Annotated in this window: 25 protein-coding genes and 1 tRNA gene; 6 read left to right on the plus strand and 20 right to left on the minus strand. The window is 63.4% G+C overall.

What is annotated here, in order from left to right; all coding sequences use genetic code 11:
* Positions 1-16 precede the first annotated feature (16 nt).
* Positions 17-1,510, plus strand: a complete 1,494-nt coding sequence (locus OKW29_RS33570) for an MFS transporter (RefSeq protein WP_429294011.1) — start codon at positions 17-19, stop codon at positions 1,508-1,510.
* A 103-nt stretch (positions 1,511-1,613) separates the two neighbouring features.
* Here the strand turns inward: OKW29_RS33570 and OKW29_RS33575 are convergent, their stop codons facing one another.
* Together OKW29_RS33575 and OKW29_RS33580 are read right to left on the minus strand one after the other, a co-directional pair.
* On the minus strand, positions 1,614-2,207 hold the full coding sequence (locus OKW29_RS33575) for a nitroreductase family protein (RefSeq protein WP_429294012.1): 594 nt from the start codon (positions 2,205-2,207) through the stop codon (positions 1,614-1,616).
* Positions 2,208-2,400: 193 nt separating this feature from the next.
* On the minus strand, positions 2,401-3,684 hold the full coding sequence (locus OKW29_RS33580) for an MFS transporter (RefSeq protein ID WP_429294013.1): 1,284 nt from the start codon (positions 3,682-3,684) through the stop codon (positions 2,401-2,403).
* A 151-nt stretch (positions 3,685-3,835) separates the two neighbouring features.
* Here OKW29_RS33580 and OKW29_RS33585 point away from each other — a divergent pair, with 151 nt between their 5' ends.
* Positions 3,836-4,483 carry a TetR/AcrR family transcriptional regulator gene (locus OKW29_RS33585; protein ID WP_429294014.1) on the plus strand — a complete coding sequence of 216 codons (648 nt, stop codon included), beginning with the start codon at positions 3,836-3,838 and terminating at the stop codon, positions 4,481-4,483.
* A gap of 58 nt (positions 4,484-4,541) precedes the next feature.
* Entirely contained in the window at positions 4,542-5,096 is a 555-nt protein-coding gene (locus OKW29_RS33590) for a DUF1415 domain-containing protein (RefSeq protein ID WP_429294015.1), read from the plus strand.
* A 20-nt stretch (positions 5,097-5,116) separates the two neighbouring features.
* Here OKW29_RS33590 and OKW29_RS33595 read toward each other — a convergent pair whose 3' ends face one another.
* Positions 5,117-5,959 carry a class I SAM-dependent methyltransferase gene (locus tag OKW29_RS33595; protein WP_429294016.1) on the minus strand — a complete coding sequence of 281 codons (843 nt, stop codon included), beginning with the start codon at positions 5,957-5,959 and terminating at the stop codon, positions 5,117-5,119.
* Positions 5,960-6,346: 387 nt separating this feature from the next.
* Here OKW29_RS33595 and OKW29_RS33600 point away from each other — a divergent pair, with 387 nt between their 5' ends.
* Positions 6,347-6,667 carry a DNA-binding protein gene (locus tag OKW29_RS33600; RefSeq protein WP_090802066.1) on the plus strand — a complete coding sequence of 107 codons (321 nt, stop codon included), beginning with the start codon at positions 6,347-6,349 and terminating at the stop codon, positions 6,665-6,667.
* Between the two features lie 135 nt (positions 6,668-6,802).
* Here the strand turns inward: OKW29_RS33600 and OKW29_RS33605 are convergent, their stop codons facing one another.
* On the minus strand, positions 6,803-7,012 hold the full coding sequence (locus OKW29_RS33605) for a DUF1059 domain-containing protein (RefSeq protein ID WP_090805487.1): 210 nt from the start codon (positions 7,010-7,012) through the stop codon (positions 6,803-6,805).
* Positions 7,013-7,454: 442 nt separating this feature from the next.
* Here OKW29_RS33605 and OKW29_RS33610 point away from each other — a divergent pair, with 442 nt between their 5' ends.
* Positions 7,455-8,726, plus strand: a complete 1,272-nt coding sequence (locus OKW29_RS33610) for a TIGR03862 family flavoprotein (RefSeq protein ID WP_429294017.1) — start codon at positions 7,455-7,457, stop codon at positions 8,724-8,726.
* Positions 8,727-8,741: 15 nt separating this feature from the next.
* Here OKW29_RS33610 and OKW29_RS33615 read toward each other — a convergent pair whose 3' ends face one another.
* From OKW29_RS33615 to OKW29_RS33650, 8 genes are all read right to left on the minus strand, one after another.
* A complete protein-coding gene (locus tag OKW29_RS33615) occupies positions 8,742-9,866 on the minus strand; it encodes a methyltransferase (protein ID WP_429294018.1) in 1,125 nt (374 codons plus the stop codon).
* A 430-nt stretch (positions 9,867-10,296) separates the two neighbouring features.
* Positions 10,297-10,372: transfer RNA gene (locus tag OKW29_RS33620), tRNA-Thr, on the minus strand.
* A 19-nt stretch (positions 10,373-10,391) separates the two neighbouring features.
* Positions 10,392-10,889, minus strand: a complete 498-nt coding sequence (locus tag OKW29_RS33625) for a ClpXP protease specificity-enhancing factor (RefSeq protein WP_187612902.1) — start codon at positions 10,887-10,889, stop codon at positions 10,392-10,394.
* A 66-nt stretch (positions 10,890-10,955) separates the two neighbouring features.
* Positions 10,956-11,567 (minus strand): glutathione S-transferase N-terminal domain-containing protein, encoded by a 612-nt coding sequence (locus OKW29_RS33630; RefSeq protein WP_006052302.1) that lies wholly within the window; start codon positions 11,565-11,567, stop codon positions 10,956-10,958.
* A 95-nt stretch (positions 11,568-11,662) separates the two neighbouring features.
* Positions 11,663-12,418, minus strand: coding sequence for a cytochrome c1 (locus tag OKW29_RS33635; protein ID WP_429294019.1), 756 nt, complete (start codon positions 12,416-12,418; stop codon positions 11,663-11,665).
* Positions 12,419-12,441: 23 nt separating this feature from the next.
* Positions 12,442-13,821, minus strand: coding sequence for a cytochrome b (locus OKW29_RS33640; protein WP_187616850.1), 1,380 nt, complete (start codon positions 13,819-13,821; stop codon positions 12,442-12,444).
* Entirely contained in the window at positions 13,821-14,441 is a 621-nt protein-coding gene (gene petA / locus OKW29_RS33645) for a ubiquinol-cytochrome c reductase iron-sulfur subunit (protein ID WP_090802072.1), read from the minus strand. Before petA ends, OKW29_RS33640 begins: the two co-directional genes overlap by 1 nt.
* 220 nt (positions 14,442-14,661) lie before the next feature.
* The gene (locus tag OKW29_RS33650; protein WP_090802074.1) at positions 14,662-15,408 is read right to left on the minus strand and encodes a Nif3-like dinuclear metal center hexameric protein; all 747 of its coding nucleotides are present in this window, start codon (positions 15,406-15,408) and stop codon (positions 14,662-14,664) included.
* Positions 15,409-15,427: 19 nt separating this feature from the next.
* Between OKW29_RS33650 and OKW29_RS33655 the strand changes: the two genes are divergently transcribed.
* Entirely contained in the window at positions 15,428-16,648 is a 1,221-nt protein-coding gene (locus OKW29_RS33655; RefSeq protein ID WP_429294020.1) for a Do family serine endopeptidase, read from the plus strand.
* An 89-nt stretch (positions 16,649-16,737) separates the two neighbouring features.
* Here the strand turns inward: OKW29_RS33655 and tatC are convergent, their stop codons facing one another.
* The 8 genes from tatC to hisF form a co-directional block, all read right to left on the minus strand.
* Positions 16,738-17,523 carry a twin-arginine translocase subunit TatC gene (tatC, locus tag OKW29_RS33660; RefSeq protein ID WP_429294021.1) on the minus strand — a complete coding sequence of 262 codons (786 nt, stop codon included), beginning with the start codon at positions 17,521-17,523 and terminating at the stop codon, positions 16,738-16,740.
* Between the two features lie 34 nt (positions 17,524-17,557).
* Complete coding sequence (tatB, locus tag OKW29_RS33665) at positions 17,558-18,100, minus strand: Sec-independent protein translocase protein TatB (RefSeq protein WP_429294022.1); 543 nt, start codon at positions 18,098-18,100, stop codon at positions 17,558-17,560.
* A gap of 48 nt (positions 18,101-18,148) precedes the next feature.
* The gene (tatA, locus tag OKW29_RS33670) at positions 18,149-18,394 is read right to left on the minus strand and encodes a Sec-independent protein translocase subunit TatA (protein ID WP_018420076.1); all 246 of its coding nucleotides are present in this window, start codon (positions 18,392-18,394) and stop codon (positions 18,149-18,151) included.
* Positions 18,395-18,662: 268 nt separating this feature from the next.
* Positions 18,663-19,028, minus strand: a complete 366-nt coding sequence (locus OKW29_RS33675) for a histidine triad nucleotide-binding protein (RefSeq protein WP_184035806.1) — start codon at positions 19,026-19,028, stop codon at positions 18,663-18,665.
* A 93-nt stretch (positions 19,029-19,121) separates the two neighbouring features.
* Positions 19,122-19,517: a DUF4870 family protein gene (locus tag OKW29_RS33680; RefSeq protein WP_184035804.1), complete on the minus strand. Its 396-nt coding sequence runs from the start codon at positions 19,515-19,517 to the stop codon at positions 19,122-19,124.
* A gap of 90 nt (positions 19,518-19,607) precedes the next feature.
* On the minus strand, positions 19,608-20,003 hold the full coding sequence (locus OKW29_RS33685; protein WP_184009180.1) for a phosphoribosyl-ATP diphosphatase: 396 nt from the start codon (positions 20,001-20,003) through the stop codon (positions 19,608-19,610).
* A complete protein-coding gene (gene hisI, locus OKW29_RS33690; RefSeq protein ID WP_090802086.1) occupies positions 20,000-20,410 on the minus strand; it encodes a phosphoribosyl-AMP cyclohydrolase in 411 nt (136 codons plus the stop codon). The genes OKW29_RS33685 and hisI overlap by 4 nt, the downstream gene beginning before the upstream one ends.
* A gap of 1 nt (position 20,411) precedes the next feature.
* Positions 20,412-21,185, minus strand: a complete 774-nt coding sequence (gene hisF / locus OKW29_RS33695) for an imidazole glycerol phosphate synthase subunit HisF (RefSeq protein ID WP_090802088.1) — start codon at positions 21,183-21,185, stop codon at positions 20,412-20,414.
* Between the last annotated feature and the right edge of the window lie 125 nt (positions 21,186-21,310).

Genomic DNA, 21,310 nt, shown 5'->3' on the forward strand with positions numbered 1-21,310 from the left:
GAGGAGACTTCGCGTCATGAGCGTGCCGCCCACCGCCGCCGTCGATGAACGTCACGCCACGCTGATCGAAACCGATCTGCCGTCGCGACTGGACCGCCTGCCCTGGGGCCGCTTTCATACGCTAATCGTAGTCGCGCTCGGCGTGACGTGGCTGCTCGACGGGCTCGAGGTGACGCTTGCCGGCGCCGTCGCGAGCGCGCTGAAAACGAGCCCGGCGCTGCGCTTTTCGAATGCCGACGTCGGCCTCGCAGGCAGCGCGTACATTGCCGGCGCGGTGCTCGGCGCGCTCGGTTTCGGCTGGCTGACCGACCGGCTCGGCCGCCGCAAGCTGTTTTTCATCACGCTGACGCTGTATCTGGCCGCGACCGCGGCGACCGCGCTGTCGTGGAATCTGATGAGCTTCATGCTGTTCCGCTTCCTGACCGGCGCGGGTATCGGCGGCGAATACACGGCGATCAACTCGACGATCCAGGAATTCACGCCGGCACGCGTGCGCGGCTGGACCGACCTCGGCATCAACGGCACGTTCTGGGTGGGCGCGGGGCTCGGCGCCGCAGGCTCGCTGGTGCTGCTCGATCCGCACCTGCTGCCTTCCGACTGGGGCTGGCGCGCGTGTTTTTTCATCGGCGCGGTGCTCGCGCTGGCGATCCTGCCGATGCGCATCTGGATACCCGAAAGCCCGCGCTGGCTACTCACGCACGGCGACGAGCGCGACGCCCGCACGATCGTCGAGGGCATCGAGACGCGTTTTCGCAACGACGGCCACACGCTTGCCGACGACGCCCTCACGCGGCTGCGCCTGCGCGCGCGCGACCATACGCCGTTGCGCGAGGTGTTCCACACGCTGTTCAACGTGCACCGGCGCCGCGCGCTGGTCGGTCTTACGTTGATGACCGCGCAGGCATTCTTCTACAACGCGATCTTTTTCACCTACGCGCTCGTCCTCACCGACTTCTATCACGTGCCGGGCGACGACATCGGCTGGTATCTGCTGCCTTTCGCGCTCGGCAATTTCCTGGGGCCGCTCGTGCTCGGGCGGCTGTTCGACGTGATCGGCCGACGCAAGATGATCGCCGCGACCTACGCGATGTCGGCGATCCTGCTGACGCTGTCCGGCTACCTGTTCGAGCAGCAACTGCTGAGCGTCGTCACGCAGACGGTCGCCTGGATGGTCATTTTCTTCTTTGCGTCGGCAGCCGCGAGTTCCGCGTATCTGACCGTGAGCGAATCGTTTCCGCTCGAAATCCGCGCGCTCGCGATCGCGGTTTTCTATGCGTTCGGCACCGCGCTCGGCGGCATCATCGGGCCGGCGTTTTTCGGTCGGCTGATCGATACGCATCAGCGCAGCGAGGTGTTTTCGGGCTATCTGGTCGGCTCGGCGTTGATGCTCGCGGCGGCGCTCGTCGCGGCGATCTGGGGTGTCGACGCGGAGCGCAAGTCGCTCGAACATGTGGCCGCGCCGCTGTCCAGCGTGATGGATGGTGAGAACGGCATGGACGGCGCTGCATGAAAAACGCGCGGACCGTGCCGCGCGTGCCTGACTGCTTCGTTGCTCATCGACTGCTTTCTTCGCTTTACGCGAAATCGCGCGGCAAGCGCGGCGAATCCATCGCTCAGAACGCCTTCTTCCAGGCGCCGGCGTACGCGATATCCGCGAGCGCCGCGCGTTGACGCGGCGCCTTCTCGCGTTCGCGCAGGACCGGGTCCAGTTTGTCGACGTCGCCGTAATGGCCGAGCGAGATCATCGCGATCGGCTCGACGTCCTTTGGTAGTTCGAAGGCGGTACGGAACGCGTTCACGTCGAAGCCGCTCATCTGGTGCGCGGCGAGGCCGAGCGCGTGCGCCTGCAGCACCAGCGACATCGCCGCCGCGCCGGCGTCGTAGAACGCGCAGCGGTTTACGTCGCCCTTGTTGGTCATGGTGTGCGCGGTCACCGCGATCAGCACCGGCGCGAGCGCATTCCAGCCCTGGTTGAACGGCACCAGCGTGGCGAAAGCCTTCTTGAACGCGACTTCGTCGACGCTGCGATCGAATACGACAAAACGCCAGGGCTGCGCGTTATATGAAGACGGCGCCCAGCGCGCCGCTTCTAGCACGGCGCGCAACTGATCGCGGCTCACCGGCTCGCTCGAATACGCGCGAGGGCTCCAGCGGCCTGCAATCAGCTCGTGAATGGCAACTTCGGTTGAGGCGGGTTTGGTGGCCATGCGCTTCTCTCGGTAGAAATTCATGATCGTCGGGCGGCTGCCCGAGGCCACATAGCATAACGGGCTTTCGGTGCGCGCTCCAAGTTGCGGCGCGGCGCTATGCGTGCTGGCTGAGAAAACGCGCACGGCCCCGTTATGGGGCCGTGCGTCGTTGCTTCGCTGACGGTGAATCTGCGCGGCGCGCGAGGGCGCCTCAGATTGCCTGCGGCGTCGGCACCTTGGCTGGGCGGTTGATGCGCAGCACGATCACCGCGGCGATCAGACACAAGCCGCCGGAAATCATCGATGCGACCGTGTAGGTGCCAAGACTCGCACGCAGCATGCCCGCGCCGAGCGCCGCGAACGCCGCGCCGAGCTGGTGGCCCGCGACCACCCAGCCGAACACGATCGGCGCCGATTCCTTGCCGTAGACGTCGGTCGCAAGACGCACGGTCGGCGGCACGGTGGCGATCCAGTCGAGACCGTAGAACACCGCGAACAGCGGCAGTCCGAAAAAGTCGATGCCGAACGCGTGCGGCAGATACATCAGCGACAGCCCCCGCAGCCCGTAATACCAGAACAGCAGCACGCGGCTATTGAAGCGGTCCGACAGCCAGCCCGACATCGTCGTGCCGAACAGGTCGAACACGCCCATCGCCGCGAGCAACGACGCGCCCTGCACTTCGGTCATCCCGTAGTCGCCGCACATCGCGATCAGATGGGTGCCGACATAGCCATTGGTGCTCGCGCCGCAAATGAAGAAGCTGAAGAACAGCAGCCAGAAGTCGCGCGTTTTGCTCGCCGACGCGAGCGTGCCGAATGCGATCGCGAGCGGATTCTGCCTGGTGACGGTCGTCGTGACGGGCGCGTCATGCGGTTCGCCGTACGGGCGCAGCTGCATGCTGGCCGGATGCTCGGGCAGCAGGAACGCGACGAGCGGAATCACGACCCCTGCCGCGAGCGCGACGACCCACACGACCTGACGCCAGCCGTAATGCTCGGCGATGGCCGCGAGCAGCGGCAGAAACACCAGCTGGCCGGTCGCCGAGCTGGCGGTCAGGATACCCATCACGAGACCGCGGCGTGTCGTGAACCAGCGCGTCACGACCGTCGCCGACAGCGACAGCGCCGCTACCCCCGTCGAGCCGCCAACCATCACGCCCCAGATCAGCACCATTTGCCACGGATGCGTCATCAGCGACGACAGCGCGACACCCGCGGCCATGGTGCCGAGCGCGCTCAGCAGCGTGGGGCGCACACCGAAGCGCTGCATCGCGGCGGCCGCGAAAGGCCCCATCAACCCGTACAGCGCGATGTTCACCGAGATCGCGAGCGAGATCGTCGCGCGGCTCCAGCCGAATTGGTGCTCGAGCGGCACCATCATCACGCTCGGTGTCGCTCGCGTACCCGCCGCCGCGAGCAACACCAGGAACACCACGGCGACGGTCAACCAGCCATAGTGGAAGCGTCCGCCTATCAGTCGCGCAGCCCAGTTCATCGGTTCTCCCATCGACGCGGCCCGGGTGGCGGCGTCGTTCGTATTATTACGGCCTCGGTGAATGACTTGTGACAGATCGGTCACAATAGTTGCGATCTTAGTTACTGGTCGGTAACATGTCAAGGCGTCAATCTCATTCGGGTGACTTGCCATGTCCGACAGCGAAACCCCCAAGCCCGCCCCTACTCGTGCGCGGCGCGCGCGCGGCGCACAGACCGCCGGGCCGCAGGCGCAGCTGCATCTGCTGCGCGCGGCCAGCGAGTTGTTCTATCGCGAGGGCGTGCGCACGGTCGGCGTCGATGCGGTGGTCGAGCGCGCGGGCGTGAACAAGATGAGTCTGTACCGGCAGTTTTCGTCGAAGGCCGAGCTCGTGATGGCGTATCTGGAGCAGAAGGACGAGCAGTTCTTCCGCTACGCCGAGAAGAGCTTCGCGAAGCATCCGGGCGAGCCGGCGAAGCAGCTTCAGCAGTACTTCGACGACCTCGCGGTGCGCGCCTCGGTCGACGATTACCGCGGCTGCCCGTTCGTGAACGTGTCGGTGGAGTTTGCGGATACCGCGCATCCGGCGCGGCAGTTCGTGTTCCGCAACAAGCAGCGCTTGATGGCGCGCCTCGTCGAACTGTCGACAGCGGCCGGCGCCGGCGATCCGCAAACGCTGGCCGATGGGCTCGGTCTGCTGATCGAGGGCGTGTACGCGGCGAGCCAGACTTACGGGCCGGGCTGCGGGCCGATCCTCGCCGCGCCGAAAGTCGCCGCGCAGTTGATAGCCGCCGCTTGCGCGGAGAAGCCGGTTCGCTGAGCCAGTCCGTCAGCTGGGTCCTTTAGAATTGCGCGTTTTCCCGTCACATCCGTCCGCCATGCCGTTGCCCGCCGAATCCCACGATGCCGTTATCGCCGCGACCCGTCATTGGCTGACGGAGGCCGTGATCGGCCTGAACCTGTGTCCGTTCGCGAAGGCCGTGCATGTGAAGGGGCAGATTCGCTATGCGGTCAGCGAAGCGGACACGCTCGAAGCGGTGCTGACCGACCTGGAAGCCGAGCTCCAGACCCTCGTCGCCGCCGACCCCGCCGCCATCGACACGACGTTGCTGATCCTGCCGCGCGCGTTCGAGGACTTTCTCGGCTTCAACGACTGCCTGTTCTTCGCCGACCGGCTGGTCCAGCAGCTACGGCTCGAAGGCGTCATCCAGATCGCGAGCTTTCATCCGCATTACCAGTTCGAAGGCAGCGAGCCCGACGATATCGAAAACTACACGAACCGGGCGCCCTATCCGATCTTGCATCTGCTGCGCGAGGACAGCATCGAGCGGGCCGTGCAGGCCTTTCCCGACGCGGAAGAGATCTACGAGCGCAATCAGGAAACGCTGCGGCGAATTGGCCTCGCGGGCTGGGATGCGTTGATGAAGCGCTAAATGAAGCGCCAGGCCGCGCCTCAGGCCGGCACGAAAAATCGCTCCTTCAGCGCATCGAGCCCGAGCGCGTCCAGCACTTCGCCGAGCCGCTCAGCGGGCCGGCGCCGCGGCAGGTCCTTGTACTGCGCGATGATCAACTCGTTTTTCATCGAGTGTTCCCAGCCGACCAGCTCGGTCACGCTGACCTGATAGCCATGCGCTTCGAGCTGCAGGCAACGCAGCACGTTCGTGATCTGGCTGCCGAATTCGCGCGTGTGCAGCGGATGCCGCCAGATTTCCGTCAGCGCGTTCTTCAGAGCCTTGCCCTTGTTCTGCCGCAGCACGCCGGCCACCTCGGCCTGGCAGCACGGCACGACGACGATGTACTTCGCGTGCTTTTCGAGCGCGAAACGGAGCGCGTCGTCGGTGGCGGTATTGCACGCATGCAGCGCGGTCACGATGTCGATTTCGGCGGGCAGCCGCGTCGACGTGATCGACTCCGCCACCGACAGATTCAGAAACGACATCCCCTTGAAGCCGAGCCGCGCCGCCAGCTCTTCGGACTTCGTCACCAGCTCTTCGCGCGTTTCAATGCCGTAAATGTGCGAAACCCCACCAGCCACGTCCTGAAACTCCTTGAAAAACAGGTCGTACAGGATAAAACCGAGATATGACTTGCCCGCGCCGTGATCGACGAGCGTCAGCGCCCCCTGCTGGTCCTTCAGGTCCTTGAGTAGCGGCTCGATGAACTGGAACAGATGGTAGACCTGCTTCAGCTTGCGACGGCTGTCCTGATTCATCTTGCCGTCGCGCGTGAGGATGTGGAGCTCTTTGAGCAGTTCGACGGACTGGTTGGGACGGATTTCGTGGGTTTTGCCGGACATGTATGGGCCGCCATCAATTGCAGTGCGAACGTGCGACAGATGACGGAAAAAGAGAAAAGTTGCTGCCAGTTTACCCAAAGTGCGGCAATCCCAGCGAGTACGCCGTCCGGATCACGCGAGACAGGCGGTCCACTGGGAACACTTCCTGCTCGCAATGCGCTGCGCGGAAGTGTCTCGAGAATGGCCGAAAACAGCTTGAGCGCCGGCTGAGCCTGCGGGTGCAAGCCGCGTCGCCGAAAACAGGAAGCTGTCCGGCCGTGCAACCGGACACGCGAACCGGATGCATGTGGGAAGAGCGGTCCCGCAACAAGGGGCGAACGTTACGTAACCAGCAGCGGCCGGCTTTGCAACGGGTCGCGCGCTCGGATGATCACAGAAGAGGCGGCAATGGATACGGTACCCAACGGAAATGTCGAACAGAAGTTTCAGGAAATGATGGCGAAGCTCACCGCCGCGCCGGCATGGTCGGAGAAACAGCAACTCGAACTGGAGATGGCTCGCGACATCTCCACGGAAATGCTGCGGCTCGCCGAGGTTATGCGTGACGGCAACGTCGACCTCGAGACCTGCCTGACGATGCTCAAGTACGCCAAGGTGCTCGACTTCGTGATGACGACGCTCGCGTCGCGACGCGACATCAAGCCGCAGACGTTGCGGGTGATCTTCAAGCTCGCCGGGCTGAAGGTCGATGAGGCGTATCCGGGTTAGCGCGTCGGCATCCTGGTTAGATTGGCTTGGTATCGCGTTTCTCGTGTCACCACAAGACTGCTGCAACACGCCCGCACGCGGGCGGCTGGATGCCGCTCGCGACGCGGGCTTCCACACTCCCCTTCCACGGGTGTCTCAAGCGTGCCGCGCCTCGACGGGCGGCGTTCCCTCATGAAATAGCGTCTTCAGCTGCTCGCGCAGCTCCGGCGAATCCGCGTGCTTGTGAACGCTGACGGCATGCTGGACCGCGGCTTCGAGCAGTTCGCCGTCGCTGTCGGCGGATAGCGCGACAGTGCAGTTCGTTTCGCTCGGAAACTCGCGACAGTCGATATATTTGCGGGTCATGGCAATCTCCTTGAACCAGACGATCGACTCTTCCACCGAATTAACAGGTGATTCGCGTCCGCTGCCGGCGCGCGGCAGTGAAGCGCGCCGCAGCGGCTGCGTCGCAAGCGACGTGATTGGGGATTGACGCGAGGAACGACGCGAACGGCGTCCGATGGAAGATGTTTGAAAAGTATAGGTCGCGTGCGGCACGAGCCAAGCGGTGAACGCGATGCGCAACGGCCGGGAGAAAGACTGAATCCAGTATTTTCCGGTCTGGGGCGATCGAGCCCGGTCGCCTGGCCGAATAGCCGCCTATTTGCCAGTACCGGGCACAGTTCGACAGAGTTTGTCGGCGTTTGCCGCGCGCCGCGCGCGGTGTGACAATAGCGCCCTTCGCGCCGCATATCCGTTCGGTCACCGCGGCGCACCGCCTTTTCTCCCCGTTGATCCGCTGAACCGCATGTCAATCTCGCTCGATTCCGCCCGCGTCGCCGTGATCGGCGGCGGCCCCGCCGGCCTGATGGCCGCGGAGACGCTTGCCGGGCGCGGCGTGCAAGTCCACGTATATGACGCGATGCCGTCGGTCGGCCGCAAATTCCTGATGGCGGGCAAAGGCGGCATGAACATCACGCATTCGGAAGCCCTCGCGCCGTTTCTCGACCGCTACGGCTCGCGCCGCGAGCGCATCGCGCCGTTACTCGACGCGTTCGGTCCCGACGCGCTGCGCACATGGTTGCGCGAGTTGGGCGTCGAGACGTTCGTCGGCAGTTCGGGGCGCGTATTTCCGTCCGACATGAAGGCCGCGCCGATGCTGCGCGCGTGGCTGCATCGGCTGCGCGAAGCGGGTGTGCAGTTTCATATGCGTCACAAGTGGAGCGGCTGGGCGTCAACATCCGAAGACGGTGCCGCCCACGCGTTGCGCTTCGACACGCCCAACGGTGAGCAGACGATCAGCTGCGACGCGGTCGTGTTCGCGCTCGGCGGCGCCAGTTGGCCGCGTCTCGGCTCCGACGCCGCGTGGGTGCCGCTGATGACGTCGCGCGACGTGCCGGTGACGCCGCTGCGTCCCGCGAACTGCGGCTTCGACGCGGACTGGAGCCCGTATCTGCGCGAGCGTTTCGCGGGTCAGCCGATCAAGACGGTCGCGATTTCCGTCACCGGTGTAGACGGAAAAGTCCACAATCGACAAGGTGAAATACTTTTGACCGAAACGGGCCTCGAAGGGAGCCTGATTTACGCGTTGTCGGCGCCGATCCGCGAGCGGATACTCGCCGGCGGCGAGGTCACGATCGCGCTGGATCTCGCGCCAGGCTTGCCGCTCGAGCGAGTCGTGGAGGAAGTGACGCGGCCGCGAGGCTCACGCTCGATCGCGAGTCATCTGCACGGGCGAATCGGAATCGGCGGGGTCAAGCTGGCGTTGTTGCACGAGATTCTGTCGAAAGAAGCCTTCGCCGATGCGCGCGGCCTCGCCCACGCGATCAAGGCGCTGCCGATGCGACTGCTGCGCGCGCGACCGATCGAGGAAGCGATCAGTACGGCGGGCGGAATCCCGTTCGAGGCATTGGACGCGCATCTGATGATCGACCGGATGCCCGGCGCATTCTGCGCGGGCGAAATGCTCGATTGGGAGGCGCCGACCGGTGGTTATCTGTTGACCGCCTGCTTTGCCAGCGGGCTGGTCGCTGGCCGGGGCGCGTGCGCGTATCTGGAAGCGCACGGCACGTCGGCGTGACGCGCGCAGTCGCCGTCACCGCGCCTTGAGCCGCCACAACGACGTGACCTCGGCCGCTCGCGCAACATACAACGGATCGTTCTGATCGCTGGCCTTCGGATGCCGTGGACGAATGTCCTCGCGTCCCACGACACTGAGCCCCGCGTGCTCGATCGCCGCGAGCAGCCACTCGCGCGTACGCAGCCCAAGGTGCTCGGCGAAATCCGAAATGATCAGCCAGCCCTCGCCGCCCGGCGTCAGATGATCGGCGAGGCCGTTCAGGAAGCCGACCAGCATGCGGCTGTCCGGATCGTAGACCGCGTATTCGAGCGGCGACGCGGGCCGCGCCGGCACCCACGGCGGATTGCAGACGACGAGCGGTGCCCGACCGTCCGGAAACAGATCGGCCTGCACGATCTCGACCTGCTCGGCGTAACCAAGACGCGCGAGATTTTCACGAGCACACGCAAGCGCGCGCGCATCCTGGTCCGTCGCGACGATCTTGCGCACGCCGCGTTTGGCCAGCAGCGCGGCCAGCACGCCAGTGCCGGTGCCGATATCGAACGCGAGGTCCAGCGACGGCAGCGGCGTGCGCGCGACCAGATCGACGTACTCGCCGCGCACCGGTGAGAACACACCGTAGTGCGGATGGATGCGCTCGCCGAGCGCCGTAATCTCGACGCCCTTCTTGCGCCATTCGTGCGCGCCGATCAAACCGAGCAACTCGCGCAACGACACGACCGACGCGTCGCCGCTCACCGGTCCATAAGCTTCGATGCAGGCCTGCCGCACGTCGGGCGCGCGACGTAGCGGAATGGCGTAGTCGGCATCGAGCGGAATCAGGATCATGCCGAGCGTGCGCGCGCGCTGCGACTGCGCCTGCCGATGCTGGTTGAACGCGTCGAGCGGTGTGGCTCCCTGTTTGCGCGGCTTGCGTTCGAGCCGGCGCGTGACGGCCTGCAGCAGTTGGCGCGCGTTCTGGAAGTCGCCGCGCCACAGCAGCGCGGTGCCTTCGCAGGCGAGGCGGTAGGCCGAATCGGCGGTGGTGCGGTCGTCGGCGACGACGACGCGCTTCGGCGGCGGCACGGCCGCTTCGGAACGCCAGCGTGCGGTGCACGGGCCGTCGGCTTCTGGCCAGGTGAGAGTTGCGGGGCTGGTCATGGTGCAATGGAGTCGATGTGACGTCGCCGGCGACGTGGACCGCGACAGCGGACCGGAATGTCCGGCGGCTGCCCGCCATCCCGGGCGACGCCCGAATAGTACCGTACCGCCGCCGTGCGGATTCGCGGCGCAGCATGAATTGGTGACGGTGATGAGGTGAGTCTAGACGCACCGAAAGTAGACAATAATGTCTACAATCGACAAGGTGAAAGAGATATCGTGGTTTTTGAGCCATCGCGCGGCTCACCTCGCGCTGCCTTCGCACGTTTTGACGTGCGTGAAACCCTCGTCGTAAACAAGCCGGGCCAAGGCTTCGGTGATCGGCATCAGCAACGATCCGGGCAATTTCCACCGAAAAAGAAAAACCCCGCCAAAGCGTGTGCTTCGACGGGGTTTTCTAGCATTTCCAGTTACTGCTGATAAAGCAATCTGGTGCCGGCTGCAGGACTCGAACCCGCCACCTCATGATTACAAGTCAAGCGCTCTACCTGATGAGCTAAGCCGGCATGAGGCCGTGATTCTACTTCATTTCACGATCTTAAGGCGAGCCCTTCCGCCGCCTTTCGAGCCATCGTCGTCGGGCTGCGGTTTGTCGTCGGCGTCTGTGGCCTCGGCAGGGTCGGCGGGGGCGGTTTCGACGGCGCGCGGAGCCGCCGGCGTGTCAGCTTCGTCCGCGGCATCCGCGCCCGAATCCTGAGCCTCGCCGCCCGCCGATTCGACCGGGAACGCCATACCCTGGCCGTTCTCGCGCGCGTAGATCGCAAGAATATTGGCGACCGGCACTTCGATCTTGTGAGACTTGCCGGAGAAGCGCGCGTTGAACTCGATCCACTCGTTGCCCATCTGCAGCTGGCTGGTCGCCTCGAAGCTGATGTTCAACACGATCTCGTTGTCGCGCACGAACTGACGTGGCACGCGCGTCTGATTGTCGACGCGGACCGCAATATGCGGTGTGTAGCCGTTATCCGTGCACCACTCGTAGAGCGCGCGCAACAGATAAGGTTTCGTGGAAATCTCTTGCATCAACAGTCCTCTTGCGGGCGCGGGCGCGCATCGAAGCGATGCGACGTCCGCGCTCCAAAGCCAAACTCAACGACGCATCACCTTTTCCGACGGCGTCAGCGCTTCGATATAAGCCGGGCGGCTGAAAATGCGCTCGGCGTACTTCATCAGCGGCGCGGCGTTCTTCGACAGCTCGATACCGTAGTGGTCAAGGCGCCAGAGCAGCGGAGCGATCGCGACGTCGAGCATCGAGAACTCTTCGCCGAGCATGTACTTGTTCTTCAGGAAGATCGGCGCGAGCTGCGTCAGGCGATCGCGGATCGCGAGGCGCGCCTTCTCGTGATTCTTCTCCGCTGCCTTGCCCTTCTCGTTTTCGAGCGTGCCGACGTGGACGAACAGCTCTTTCTCGAAGTTGAGCAGGAACAGGCGGGCACGCGCGCGCTGGACCGGATCGGCCGGCATCAGCTGCGGGTGCGGGAAGCGCTCGTCGATGTACTCGTTGATGATGTTCGATTCGTACAGAATCAGGTCCCGTTCGACGAGAATCGGCACCTGACCATACGGATTCATCACGGCGATGTCTTCCGGCTTGTTGAACAGGTCGACGTCGCGGATCTCGAAGTCCATGCCCTTTTCGAACAACACCAGCCGGCAACGCTGGGAGAACGGGCAAGTAGTGCCGGAATACAGAACCATCATGTTTACGTTTCCTCAAAAAGCTGAAGGGCCAGCGCGCGGAAAAACCGTTCAGCAGGTCTTTCCTGGCGCCGGCCCCACGCCATGTAGCGGCGTGATTATTTGATATGTTTCCAGTACGCGGCGTTCAGTCGCCAGGCGAAAAAGCTCAGGATACCGAGGAACAACAGCACCCACACGCCAAGTTGCTTGCGGGTTTGCTGCGTCGGTTCGGACATCCATGACAGGTACGACACGAGGTCGGCCACAGCAGAATCATAATCTACCGGCGACATCGTCCCCGGAGTCAGTTGCTGGAAGCCGAGGAATTTGTGTACTTTTTCGCCGGTTTTTTCGTCGGTTTCGTCGCCGAATTTCGCCGCACGCTGCCCCTGAAGCTGCCACAGCACGTGAGGCATGCTCACGTTTTGGTACACCAGATTGTTCCAGCCGGTCGGCCGCGTATCGTCGCGATAAAAACTCCGCAGATACGTGTAAAGCCAGTCCGTGCCGCGCGCCCGCGCCTCCACCGACAGATCCGGCGGCGTCGCCCCAAACCACGCTTTCGCGTCCTCCGGGCGCATCGCCACGGTCATCGTGTTGCCCACCTTGTCGGTGGTGAACAGCAGGTTCGCCTGGATTTCGTTCGGCGTGATGCCGAGATCGGTCAGGCGGTTGTAGCGCATCAGGTTCGCGCTGTGGCAATTCAGGCAGTAGTTTACAAACAATTGCGCGCCGCGCTGCAAAGAAGCGAAATTGTTCGTGTTGTCCGGCGCGCGTTCGAGCGGGAAATTCTCGTCCGCGTGAACCGGAGCGGCCAACAGCGCAAGCATGGTCGCGCCGACCAGCGCGCACATCGAAAGCAGTTTTTTCATCTTCATGTGCTCCTGGCTCGCGATTAGTGAGGCTTGAACCGCACCCGCTCGGGCGGCTGCTTGAACTTGCCAAGCCGGGTCCAGAAGGGCATGCCGAGGAAAAACGCGAAGTAGATCAGCGCGCAGATCTGGGCGATCAGCGTCGCGGCCGGCGATGGCGGTCGCGTGCCGAGGAAGCCAAGCGTCAGGAACGCGATCACGAAGATCCCGAAGAAAACCTTGTGGAAGAACGGCCGGTAGCGAATGGACCTGACCGGCGACCGGTCGAGCCACGGCAGGAAGAACAGCGAAATCACCGCACTGCCCATCACCACGACGCCCCAGAACTTCGATTCGGTGAACACCATCGCGACGATCACCAGCACCGCAAGCACCGGCAGGCCGAGCTTCCACTTGCCGCGCGCGCGCACGAGCGCCAGCAATCCGAGTAGCGCGATGACGATCATCAGCACGATCTTGAATGGATCGGTAGTGGCGCGCAGCATCGCATAAAAGGCGGTGAAGTACCACACAGGCGCAATTTCCGGCGGCGTCTGCAGCGGATTCGCGGGGATGAAGTTGTTGGCTTCCAGGAAGTACCCACCCATTTCCGGCGCGAAGAAGATGATCGCGGCGAAGATCAACAGGAAGATCGCCACGCCCATGAAGTCGTGCACCGAGTAGTACGGGTGGAACGGAATGCCGTCGAGCGGCACGCCATCCGGGCCCTTCTTGGCCTTGATCTCAATGCCGTCCGGGTTGTTCGAGCCGACTTCGTGCAGCGCGACGAGGTGCGCGATCACGAGGCCGATCAGCACCAGCGGAATCGCGATCACGTGAAACGCGAAGAAGCGGTTCAGCGTGACGTCGGAGACCACGTAGTCGCCGCGAATCCACAGCGACAGATCCGGTCCGATGAACGGAATCGCCGAGAACAGGTTCACGATCACCTGCGCGCCCCAGAACGACATCTGCCCCCACGGCAGCAGGTAGCCGAAGAACGCCTCGGCCATCAGGCTCAGGAAAATCAGGCAGCCGAAAATCCACACGAGCTCGCGCGGCTTGCGGTACGAGCCGTACAGGAGCCCGCGAAACATGTGCAGATACACGACGACGAAAAACATCGACGCACCCGTCGAGTGCATGTAGCGGATCAGCCAGCCCCACGGCACCTCGCGCATGATGTACTCGACCGACGAGAACGCGAGCGTCGCGTCGGGCTTGTAGTTCATCGTCAGGAAAATGCCGGTGACGATCTGGTTGACCAGCACCAGCAACGCAAGCGAACCGAAGAAGTACCAGAAGTTGAAGTTCTTCGGCGCGTAGTACTCGGAAACGTGCTTCTTCCACGTGGCAGTCATCGGGAAGCGCTGGTCGATCCATCCAGCCAGCCCGGTCGTCTCTACTTCGTGTTCGCTCGCCATTACGCTTCTCCTTTTTCGTCCTTCCCGATCACAAGGGCCGTCGCCGACGTGAACATGAAGCGCGGGATGTCGAGGTTCTGCGGAGCGGGTTTGTTCTTGAAGACGCGGCCGGCCATGTCGTAGGTCGAGCCGTGGCACGGGCACAGGAAACCGCCGGGCCAGTCGTCGGGGAGATTCGGCTGCGGGCCTTCCTGGAAGCGCGGCGTCGGCGTGCAGCCCAGATGCGTGCAAACGGCGACGGCAACCAGCAAATGCTTGTTCTCGGCGCGTGAACGGAATTCGTTGTTGCAGTAGTCCGGCAGCGGCATCGAAAACGGATTCAGCGAGTGGGGGTCCGCTACCTGGCTGTCGGCTTTTTGAACATCGGCGAGCATGCGGTCCGTGCGGTTGATGATCCACACCGGCTTGCCACGCCAGGCGACCGTCATCATGTCGCCGGGCTTCAGACCACTGATATCGACTTCGACCGGGGCACCTGCGGCCTTGGCCTTTTCGGATGGTGCAAAGGAACTAACAAAGGGTACGACAACGGCAACACCTCCTATGCCGCCTGCTACGGTCGTCGCTACCAGCCAGTTACGGCGGCTGCCATCGACGCGTTCCTCTTCTTTGTCTCGCATCACACGCCCCACTTCTGAGTTGGATTTTTCCTTCACGTCGCTTCTACCGCCGCTAGTTTGCTCGAATGGAGTCGCCATTTACAAGGGCCGATTGCCAAAAACCGTGCGAAGCCCTTGATAACTCAGGGTTTGTCCGTACCGATCGCAAACTTTTTCGCACCTCCTTTTAAGTGCCTTCTGCGGTATTCCTGCTTTGTTCTTCGTTAATGCAATTCGCAATTCAAACGGGATTGGGGATATCGATAAACAGATGTTCGATATCGAACGATTCGGACAGATGCTTGCCCACCGCCTGCACGCCGAAGCGCTCGGTCGCGTGGTGGCCAGCTGCCAGAAACGCGACGCCGCTTTCCGCCGCCGTATGCATCACCGACTCCGATACCTCGCCGGTCACGTAGACGTCGACACCCGCGTTGATCGCCGCGTCGAACATGCCTTGCGCGGCGCCCGTGCACCAGCCGACGCGGCGCAGCTCCATATCCGGATCGCCGAACACGAGCGGCGTGCGGCCCAGTGTCTGCGCGATCTCCGCGGTGAGGTGCGACAGCGTGATCGGCATCGGCAGCGTGGCGAGCCAGCCGAGATCGTTGTCGCCGAAACGCGCGTCGCTGATCCAGCCCATCTTCTCGCCGATCTGCGCGTTGTTGCCGAACTCGGGATGATCGTCGAGCGGCAGATGGTAGGCGAACAGGTTCAGGTCGTTGGCGAGCAGCAGCTTCAAACGAGCATGTTTGCGGCCGGTGATCTGCGGTGCCTCGTTGCGCCAGAAGTAGCCGTGATGGACCAGCACGGCGTCCGCGCCCCAGTCGAGCGCGGCCTCCAGGAAGGCCACCGATGCGGTAACGCCGGTCGCGAGCTTGTTGATCCGGCGGCGTCCTTCGACCTGCAATCCGTTCGGGCAATAGTCCTTGAAGCGCGCGGTTTCAAGGAGATTGTTCAAGTACAATTCAAGTTCAATCCGATCCATATAGACCTCTAGTCTTCAGATGCTTAGACGCTTCTGGCTGTTATTTGCCCAAGCGGTGACGGTGCTGTTGGCGCTGATGTTCATCATTGCGACCCTCAAACCGCAGTGGCTGCAGCGTCAAGGACAATTCGGCAGACAACTCGCCGAACCGATCGTCGCGCTACGGGAAGTGGCGCCGGGCATCGGCACTGGCCATGCCGAAACGTCCTATGCCGAAGCGGCGCAAAAGGCCATGCCCGCGGTCGTCAACGTGTTCTCCAGCAAGGATGGCTCGCTGCCTCCCGACCCGCGCGCCAAAGACCCGCTGTTCCGCTACTTCTTCGGCGACAGGAACAATCGCAAGCAGCAGGAGCAGCCTGCCTCGAATCTCGGCTCAGGTGTGATAGTGAGTTCGGAAGGTTACATTCTAACGAACCAGCACGTCGTCGACGGCGCCGATCAGATCGAAATCGCGCTCGCCGATGGCCGCACCGCCAGCGCGAAGGTCATCGGCATCGACCCCGAAACCGATCTGGCCGTGCTAAAGGTCAATATGACCAATCTGCCCACCATCACGCTCGGCCGGATGGACCAGACCCGCGTCGGCGACGTCGTGCTCGCGATCGGCAATCCGTTCGGCGTCGGGCAGACCGTAACGATGGGCATCGTCAGCGCGCTCGGCCGCAACCATCTCGGCATCAATACGTTCGAAAACTTCATCCAGACCGACGCCCCGATCAACCCCGGCAATTCGGGCGGTGCGCTCGTCGACGTGAACGGCAACCTGCTCGGCATCAACACCGCAATCTACTCGCGCTCGGGCGGCTCGCTCGGCATCGGCTTCGCGATTCCGGTGTCGACCGCGCGCAGCGTGCTCGAGAGCATCATTACGACCGGCACGGTCACGCGCGGCTGGATCGGCGTCGAACCGCAGGACGTCACGCCGGAAATCGCGGAGTCGTTCGGGCTCGATCAGAAGTCGGGCGCGATTGTCGCGGGCGTGCTGAAAAGCGGCCCGGCCGACCGCGCGGGCATCAAGCCCGGCGACATCCTGACGAGCGTAAATGGCCAGGTGATCACCGATACCACGCGTCTGTTGAACGTGATCGCGCAGATCAAGCCCGGTACGGCGGCGAAAGTGCATCTGGTGCGCAAAGGTCATCAGATCGATCTCGACGTGAAGATCGGCAAACGCCCGCCGCCGCCGAAACAGGCGCAAGACGATAACGGCGGCGATCAGCCGGATGACGAAGGCGGTTGAAGTAATGCCGCGATTCCACGCAATGAATAAGGGCAGTCCGCAATGAACTGCCCTTTTTCATTTGACACCCGGCACTGACTCGCGGCACCTCAACTGGACGGCGGCGGACTCGCATCCTCCACGACCACCGGCTGCTTGCCGACGATCAACCGCGCCGCGACGATGCCAGCTTCGTACAGCAGAATCAGCGGAACCGCGAGGATCAGCTGCGAAAACACGTCCGGCGGCGTTACGACGGCCGACACCACGAACGCGCCGACGATCACATACGGCCGGATCTCCTTCAGCTTCCTCAGCGTCACCACGTTCATCCGCACCAGCAGCACGACGACGATCGGTACCTCGAACGTGACGCCGAACGCGATGAACATCGTCAGCACGAAGCTCAGGTAATTGTTGATATCGGTTGTCATCTCCGCGCCAAGCGGCGCATTGTAGTGCGCCATCACGCGGAAGATGGTCGGAAACACGACGAAGTACGCGAACGCCATGCCGCACAGGAACAGCGTGTAGCTGCTCGCGACGAGCGGCGCGACGAGCTTCTTCTCGTGCTGATAGAGCCCAGGCGCGACGAACGCCCAGATCTGGTACAGCACGACCGGCAGCGCGATCACGAAGGCGACCAGCATCGTCACCTTCATCGGCACGAAGAACGAGCCGGTGACGTCGGTGACGATCATCTTGCCGTCCTTCGGCAGATTCATCATCAGCGGACGGGCGAGCAGTTTGAAGATGTCCGGCGCCCAGTACACGAGCCCGATGAACACGACGACGACGGCGAGCCCCGCACGGATGATGCGGTCACGCAGTTCGACGAGGTGGGAAATGAAGGTCTCTTCAGTGCCTTCGTTCTGGGATTGCTGGGGGTCGCTCACACCGGCCCTCGGTTGGGGATTGTCGATCTGAACATCAGAAAAACCGCGTCGGACGACGCAGGTTGGCAGGTGTGTGCCGCGCAACGCGCGCGGCGCCCGACTGCACGCGCGTGCGCCGCAGGCTCGCTCGCTTGTACCAGGTGGGCGTGGCGCTCTGCTGGACGCGCCAGGTCTTGCGTTTGGGCGCGGCGGCCGGCGTACTGACGGGCCACGAGGAGGCACCCGCGCTGCCGCTGGCCCCGCTGCCGGCGTCTTCGAGCGCGCCGCCGGCGATGCTCGGCGACACCGACGTACCGCTATTCCATGCTTCGTTCAGTTCATTCTCGTGCTTGCGCACATTGTCCTGAACCGCCGTTTGGACATTGCTCGCGGCCTTCTCGAACTCGGTCTTCATGCGCCGCAATTCGTCGAGCTCGATTTCGCGCGTGACTTCGGCCTTAACGTCGTTGATGTACCGCTGTGCGCGGCCGAACAGCGCGCCGGCCGTGCGAGCGACACGCGGCAGGCGCTCAGGCCCGAGGACGACCAGCGCGACGACGCCGATCAGCGCCATCTTGGTTAGACCGAGGTCCAGCATGAAATGGAATGTCCGTCAGAAACGCGGGAACGGCGCGAAGGCCGCGGCTTAGCGGTAATCGCTCGATTGCTGCGTCTTTTCCTTCGCTTCGACGTCCACCGCGCCGTTGCGCGGCAGCTCGCGCTGCTGCTGTTGCGCGTCGGCCGACGACGAATCGGCTTCCTTCACGCCTTCCTTGAAGCCCTTCACGGCGCCGCCCAGATCGCTGCCGATGTTGCGTAGCTTCTTCGTGCCGAACACGAGCGCGACGATCAACAGAACGATCAACCAATGCCAAATACTCAACGAACCCATGACTACTCTCCTTAACCCCGGCGCCGCATCTTGATGCGGCCAATTTGCATAACCTGAAGCGCGTGCGCTTCGTCTCGATATATCTCTACGTTACCTCAGGCTGCACCGCCTCGCTCGCAATGCGGCCGTCTTCGCCTGTCATTGTGGCCACACGATCGCGTCGACGTTATTACACAGCGGTAAAAACAACGGCGGCGCTATTGTCCTCGACCAAAACTCGCGGCGGTGCGCACTTGCCACGCAGCGCGCCTGACGCGTGAACCGGCGCTCAGCCCATGCGTTGCCAGGGACGCGGTCCCGCGAGAATGTGCGCGTGCAGGTGATACACCTCCTGACCACCGCCCGGACCGGTATTGATTACCGTGCGAAAGCCCGTTTCGCCGCCGTTATAGGCGACCCCCAATTGTTCGGCCAGTCGCGCGGCCAGGACAAGCATTCTACCAAGCAGAGGCGCGTCGCTTTCCGTGCAGTTCGACAGCGTTGCAATGTGCTTGCGAGGAATCACCAGCACATGCGTTTCGGCCGCCGGACGGATGTCGCGGAAGGCGACGAACTCGTCGTCTTCGTGGACCCTGGTCGACGGGATTTCGCCAGCGGCAATCTTGCAGAAAAGGCAGTTCGGATCGTGACTCATCGTATTCCTGACGCGGTAAGACTTGGGCGAGCGAAGCCGCCCGCGCCGAGGTTCGATCCGAAAGCCGGCCCGCCCATACGGACCGGCTAGCGTTCAGACCCAACTGGCCGGATTCGCGAACGGCTTGTTATCGTACAGATACAGCCAGCCTTTGATAATACGGTACAACATCCATATGCTGACTGCCCACAGCACCGGAATGCCGATCACGACGAGCAGCAGCAACGCGCCGATCGCGTAACCGACGAGGCCCAGCCAGAACGTGCGGATCTGCCATTCGAAGTGCGCTTCGTACGGCGTGCCGGCCACGTCCGACCGTTTGACGTAGTTGATGATGATCGCGACCAGAATGGTGAGCCCGCCGGTCAGCCAATGGACCGCATACAGCGCGTACAGCACGTGCGTGAGCGTGCGCAGGCTGCGCTCGCGCTCAGGCTCCATCGCGTGGCGGTAGACCGGCGGCGGATAGCTTCCTTGCGGCTGTTCCATGCTTGCGTCCTCCCGGAGGTGCGGTTACCGCTATATTGGCGCCGGCGCGCGCGACTTCAAGCGGAAACGCCAGATTTCCGCTCCGGCTGCTCAGTCGCCGTTTTCCTCGCGCTCGCGGCTCTTGCGCAGCGCCTTTTCCTCGATGCCCGACAGGCCTTCGCGACGCTCGAGTTCGGCGATCACGTCGGCGGGGCTCAGATCGAAATGCGACAGCATCACGAGGCAGTGGAACCACAGGTCCGCAACCTCGCCGACCAGCGCCTTCGGTGCGCCGCCCTGGCGCACGTCCTTTGCGGCCAGCACGACTTCGGTGGCTTCTTCGCCGATCTTTTTCAGCACCGCGTCGTCGCCCTTGTGGAACAGGCGCGATACATACGAGATGTCCGGATCGCCGCCCTTGCGGCTGTCGATCACCGCCGCGAGGCGCAGCAGCGTGTCGAGCGTGGAAGCCGTGGCGGGCGACGGGTTTTGCGTGGATTGCGTCATTTGTAGATGTGTTCGGGGTCTTTCAGCACGGGATCGACGGCCTGCCAGTCGCCATCGTCCACCGAGCCTTCGAATTTCTGGAAAAAGCACGAGTGGCGGCCGGTATGGCACGCGATGCCCGATACCTGCTCGACTTTCAGCAGCACGACGTCTTCGTCGCAATCGAGTCGCACTTCATGCACATGCTGCACGTGGCCCGACTCCTCACCCTTGAACCACAGGCGCTGGCGCGAGCGCGAGAAATACACCGCGCGGCCGGTCTCGACGGTCTTCGCGAGGGCCTCGCGGTTCATCCACGCGAACATCAGCACGTCGTTCGTCGACGCTTCCTGCGCAATCACCGGCACGAGGCCGTTCGCATCCCACTTGACCTTGTCGAGCCAGTTCACCGCCGAAGGATTCGTCACGTCACAACCTCACCGAAATGCCCTGATCGGCCATGAAGCGCTTGGCCTCGCCGACCGTGTGTTCGCCATAGTGGAAGATGCTCGCGGCGAGCACCGCGTCCGCGTGACCGCTCTTGATGCCATCGGCGAGATGCTGCAGATTGCCGACGCCGCCCGAGGCGATCACCGGCACCGGCACCGCGTCCGACACCGCGCGAGTCAGCGCGAGGTCGAAGCCGCTCCTGGTGCCGTCGCGATCCATGCTGGTCAGCAGGATTTCGCCCGCGCCCAACTCGGCCATCTTGCGCGCCCATTCGACCGCATCGAGACCGGTGGCCTTGCGGCCGCCGTGCGTGAACACTTCCCAGCGCGGCGTTTCGCCGTCGGCCGACACGCGCTTCGCATCGATCGCGACGACGATGCACTGCGAGCCGTATTTGTCGGTCGCGTCCTTCACGAGTTGCGGATTCGCTACCGCCGACGAGTTCATGCTGATCTTGTCGGCGCCCGCGTTCAGCAGGCGCCGCACGTCTTCGACCGCGCGCACGCCGCCGCCGACCGTCAGCGGAATGAACACCTGCGAAGCGACCGCCTCGATGATCGGCAGAATCAGGTCGCGCTGATCCGAGGTCGCGGTGATGTCGAGGAACGTCAGTTCGTCGGCGCCCTGATCGTCGTAACGGCGCGCGATTTCGACCGGGTCGCCCGCGTCGCGCAGTTCGACGAAGTTGACGCCCTTGACCACGCGGCCCGCGGTGACGTCGAGACAGGGGATGATGCGTTTAGCTAGAGCCATGATCGTGCAATTCTGCCAATATCGCTGATGAGGCCGCTCGCTTGCGGGCAAGCGGCACGGTGCCGGCGCGAGCGGTTGCGTCGCGCCGCGAGTGAGGTGCCGGCCGGAAGCTGGCGAGGTTCCGG

It is taken from the genome of Paraburkholderia sp. CI3, from assembly GCF_050436505.1.
GTDB lineage: Bacteria > Pseudomonadota > Gammaproteobacteria > Burkholderiales > Burkholderiaceae > Paraburkholderia > Paraburkholderia tuberum.

Excerpts from the sequence above, each read along its gene's own strand:
- OKW29_RS33570 (WP_429294011.1), top strand. The coding sequence starts at position 17 with ATGAGCGTGCCGCCCACCGCCGCCGTCGATGAACGTCACGCCACGCTG.
- OKW29_RS33575 (WP_429294012.1), bottom strand. The coding sequence starts at position 2,207 with ATGGCCACCAAACCCGCCTCAACCGAAGTTGCCATTCACGAGCTGATT.
- OKW29_RS33580 (WP_429294013.1), bottom strand. The coding sequence starts at position 3,684 with ATGAACTGGGCTGCGCGACTGATAGGCGGACGCTTCCACTATGGCTGG.
- OKW29_RS33585 (WP_429294014.1), top strand. The coding sequence starts at position 3,836 with ATGTCCGACAGCGAAACCCCCAAGCCCGCCCCTACTCGTGCGCGGCGC.
- OKW29_RS33590 (WP_429294015.1), top strand. The coding sequence starts at position 4,542 with ATGCCGTTGCCCGCCGAATCCCACGATGCCGTTATCGCCGCGACCCGT.
- OKW29_RS33595 (WP_429294016.1), bottom strand. The coding sequence starts at position 5,959 with ATGTCCGGCAAAACCCACGAAATCCGTCCCAACCAGTCCGTCGAACTG.
- OKW29_RS33600 (WP_090802066.1), top strand. The coding sequence starts at position 6,347 with ATGGATACGGTACCCAACGGAAATGTCGAACAGAAGTTTCAGGAAATG.
- OKW29_RS33605 (WP_090805487.1), bottom strand. The coding sequence starts at position 7,012 with ATGACCCGCAAATATATCGACTGTCGCGAGTTTCCGAGCGAAACGAAC.
- OKW29_RS33610 (WP_429294017.1), top strand. The coding sequence starts at position 7,455 with ATGTCAATCTCGCTCGATTCCGCCCGCGTCGCCGTGATCGGCGGCGGC.
- OKW29_RS33615 (WP_429294018.1), bottom strand. The coding sequence starts at position 9,866 with ATGACCAGCCCCGCAACTCTCACCTGGCCAGAAGCCGACGGCCCGTGC.
- OKW29_RS33625 (WP_187612902.1), bottom strand. The coding sequence starts at position 10,889 with ATGCAAGAGATTTCCACGAAACCTTATCTGTTGCGCGCGCTCTACGAG.
- OKW29_RS33630 (WP_006052302.1), bottom strand. The coding sequence starts at position 11,567 with ATGATGGTTCTGTATTCCGGCACTACTTGCCCGTTCTCCCAGCGTTGC.
- OKW29_RS33635 (WP_429294019.1), bottom strand. The coding sequence starts at position 12,418 with ATGAAAAAACTGCTTTCGATGTGCGCGCTGGTCGGCGCGACCATGCTT.
- OKW29_RS33640 (WP_187616850.1), bottom strand. The coding sequence starts at position 13,821 with ATGGCGAGCGAACACGAAGTAGAGACGACCGGGCTGGCTGGATGGATC.
- petA (WP_090802072.1), bottom strand. The coding sequence starts at position 14,441 with ATGCGAGACAAAGAAGAGGAACGCGTCGATGGCAGCCGCCGTAACTGG.
- OKW29_RS33650 (WP_090802074.1), bottom strand. The coding sequence starts at position 15,408 with ATGGATCGGATTGAACTTGAATTGTACTTGAACAATCTCCTTGAAACC.
- OKW29_RS33655 (WP_429294020.1), top strand. The coding sequence starts at position 15,428 with ATGCTTAGACGCTTCTGGCTGTTATTTGCCCAAGCGGTGACGGTGCTG.
- tatB (WP_429294022.1), bottom strand. The coding sequence starts at position 18,100 with ATGCTGGACCTCGGTCTAACCAAGATGGCGCTGATCGGCGTCGTCGCG.
- tatA (WP_018420076.1), bottom strand. The coding sequence starts at position 18,394 with ATGGGTTCGTTGAGTATTTGGCATTGGTTGATCGTTCTGTTGATCGTC.
- OKW29_RS33675 (WP_184035806.1), bottom strand. The coding sequence starts at position 19,028 with ATGAGTCACGATCCGAACTGCCTTTTCTGCAAGATTGCCGCTGGCGAA.
- OKW29_RS33680 (WP_184035804.1), bottom strand. The coding sequence starts at position 19,517 with ATGGAACAGCCGCAAGGAAGCTATCCGCCGCCGGTCTACCGCCACGCG.
- OKW29_RS33685 (WP_184009180.1), bottom strand. The coding sequence starts at position 20,003 with ATGACGCAATCCACGCAAAACCCGTCGCCCGCCACGGCTTCCACGCTC.
- hisF (WP_090802088.1), bottom strand. The coding sequence starts at position 21,185 with ATGGCTCTAGCTAAACGCATCATCCCCTGTCTCGACGTCACCGCGGGC.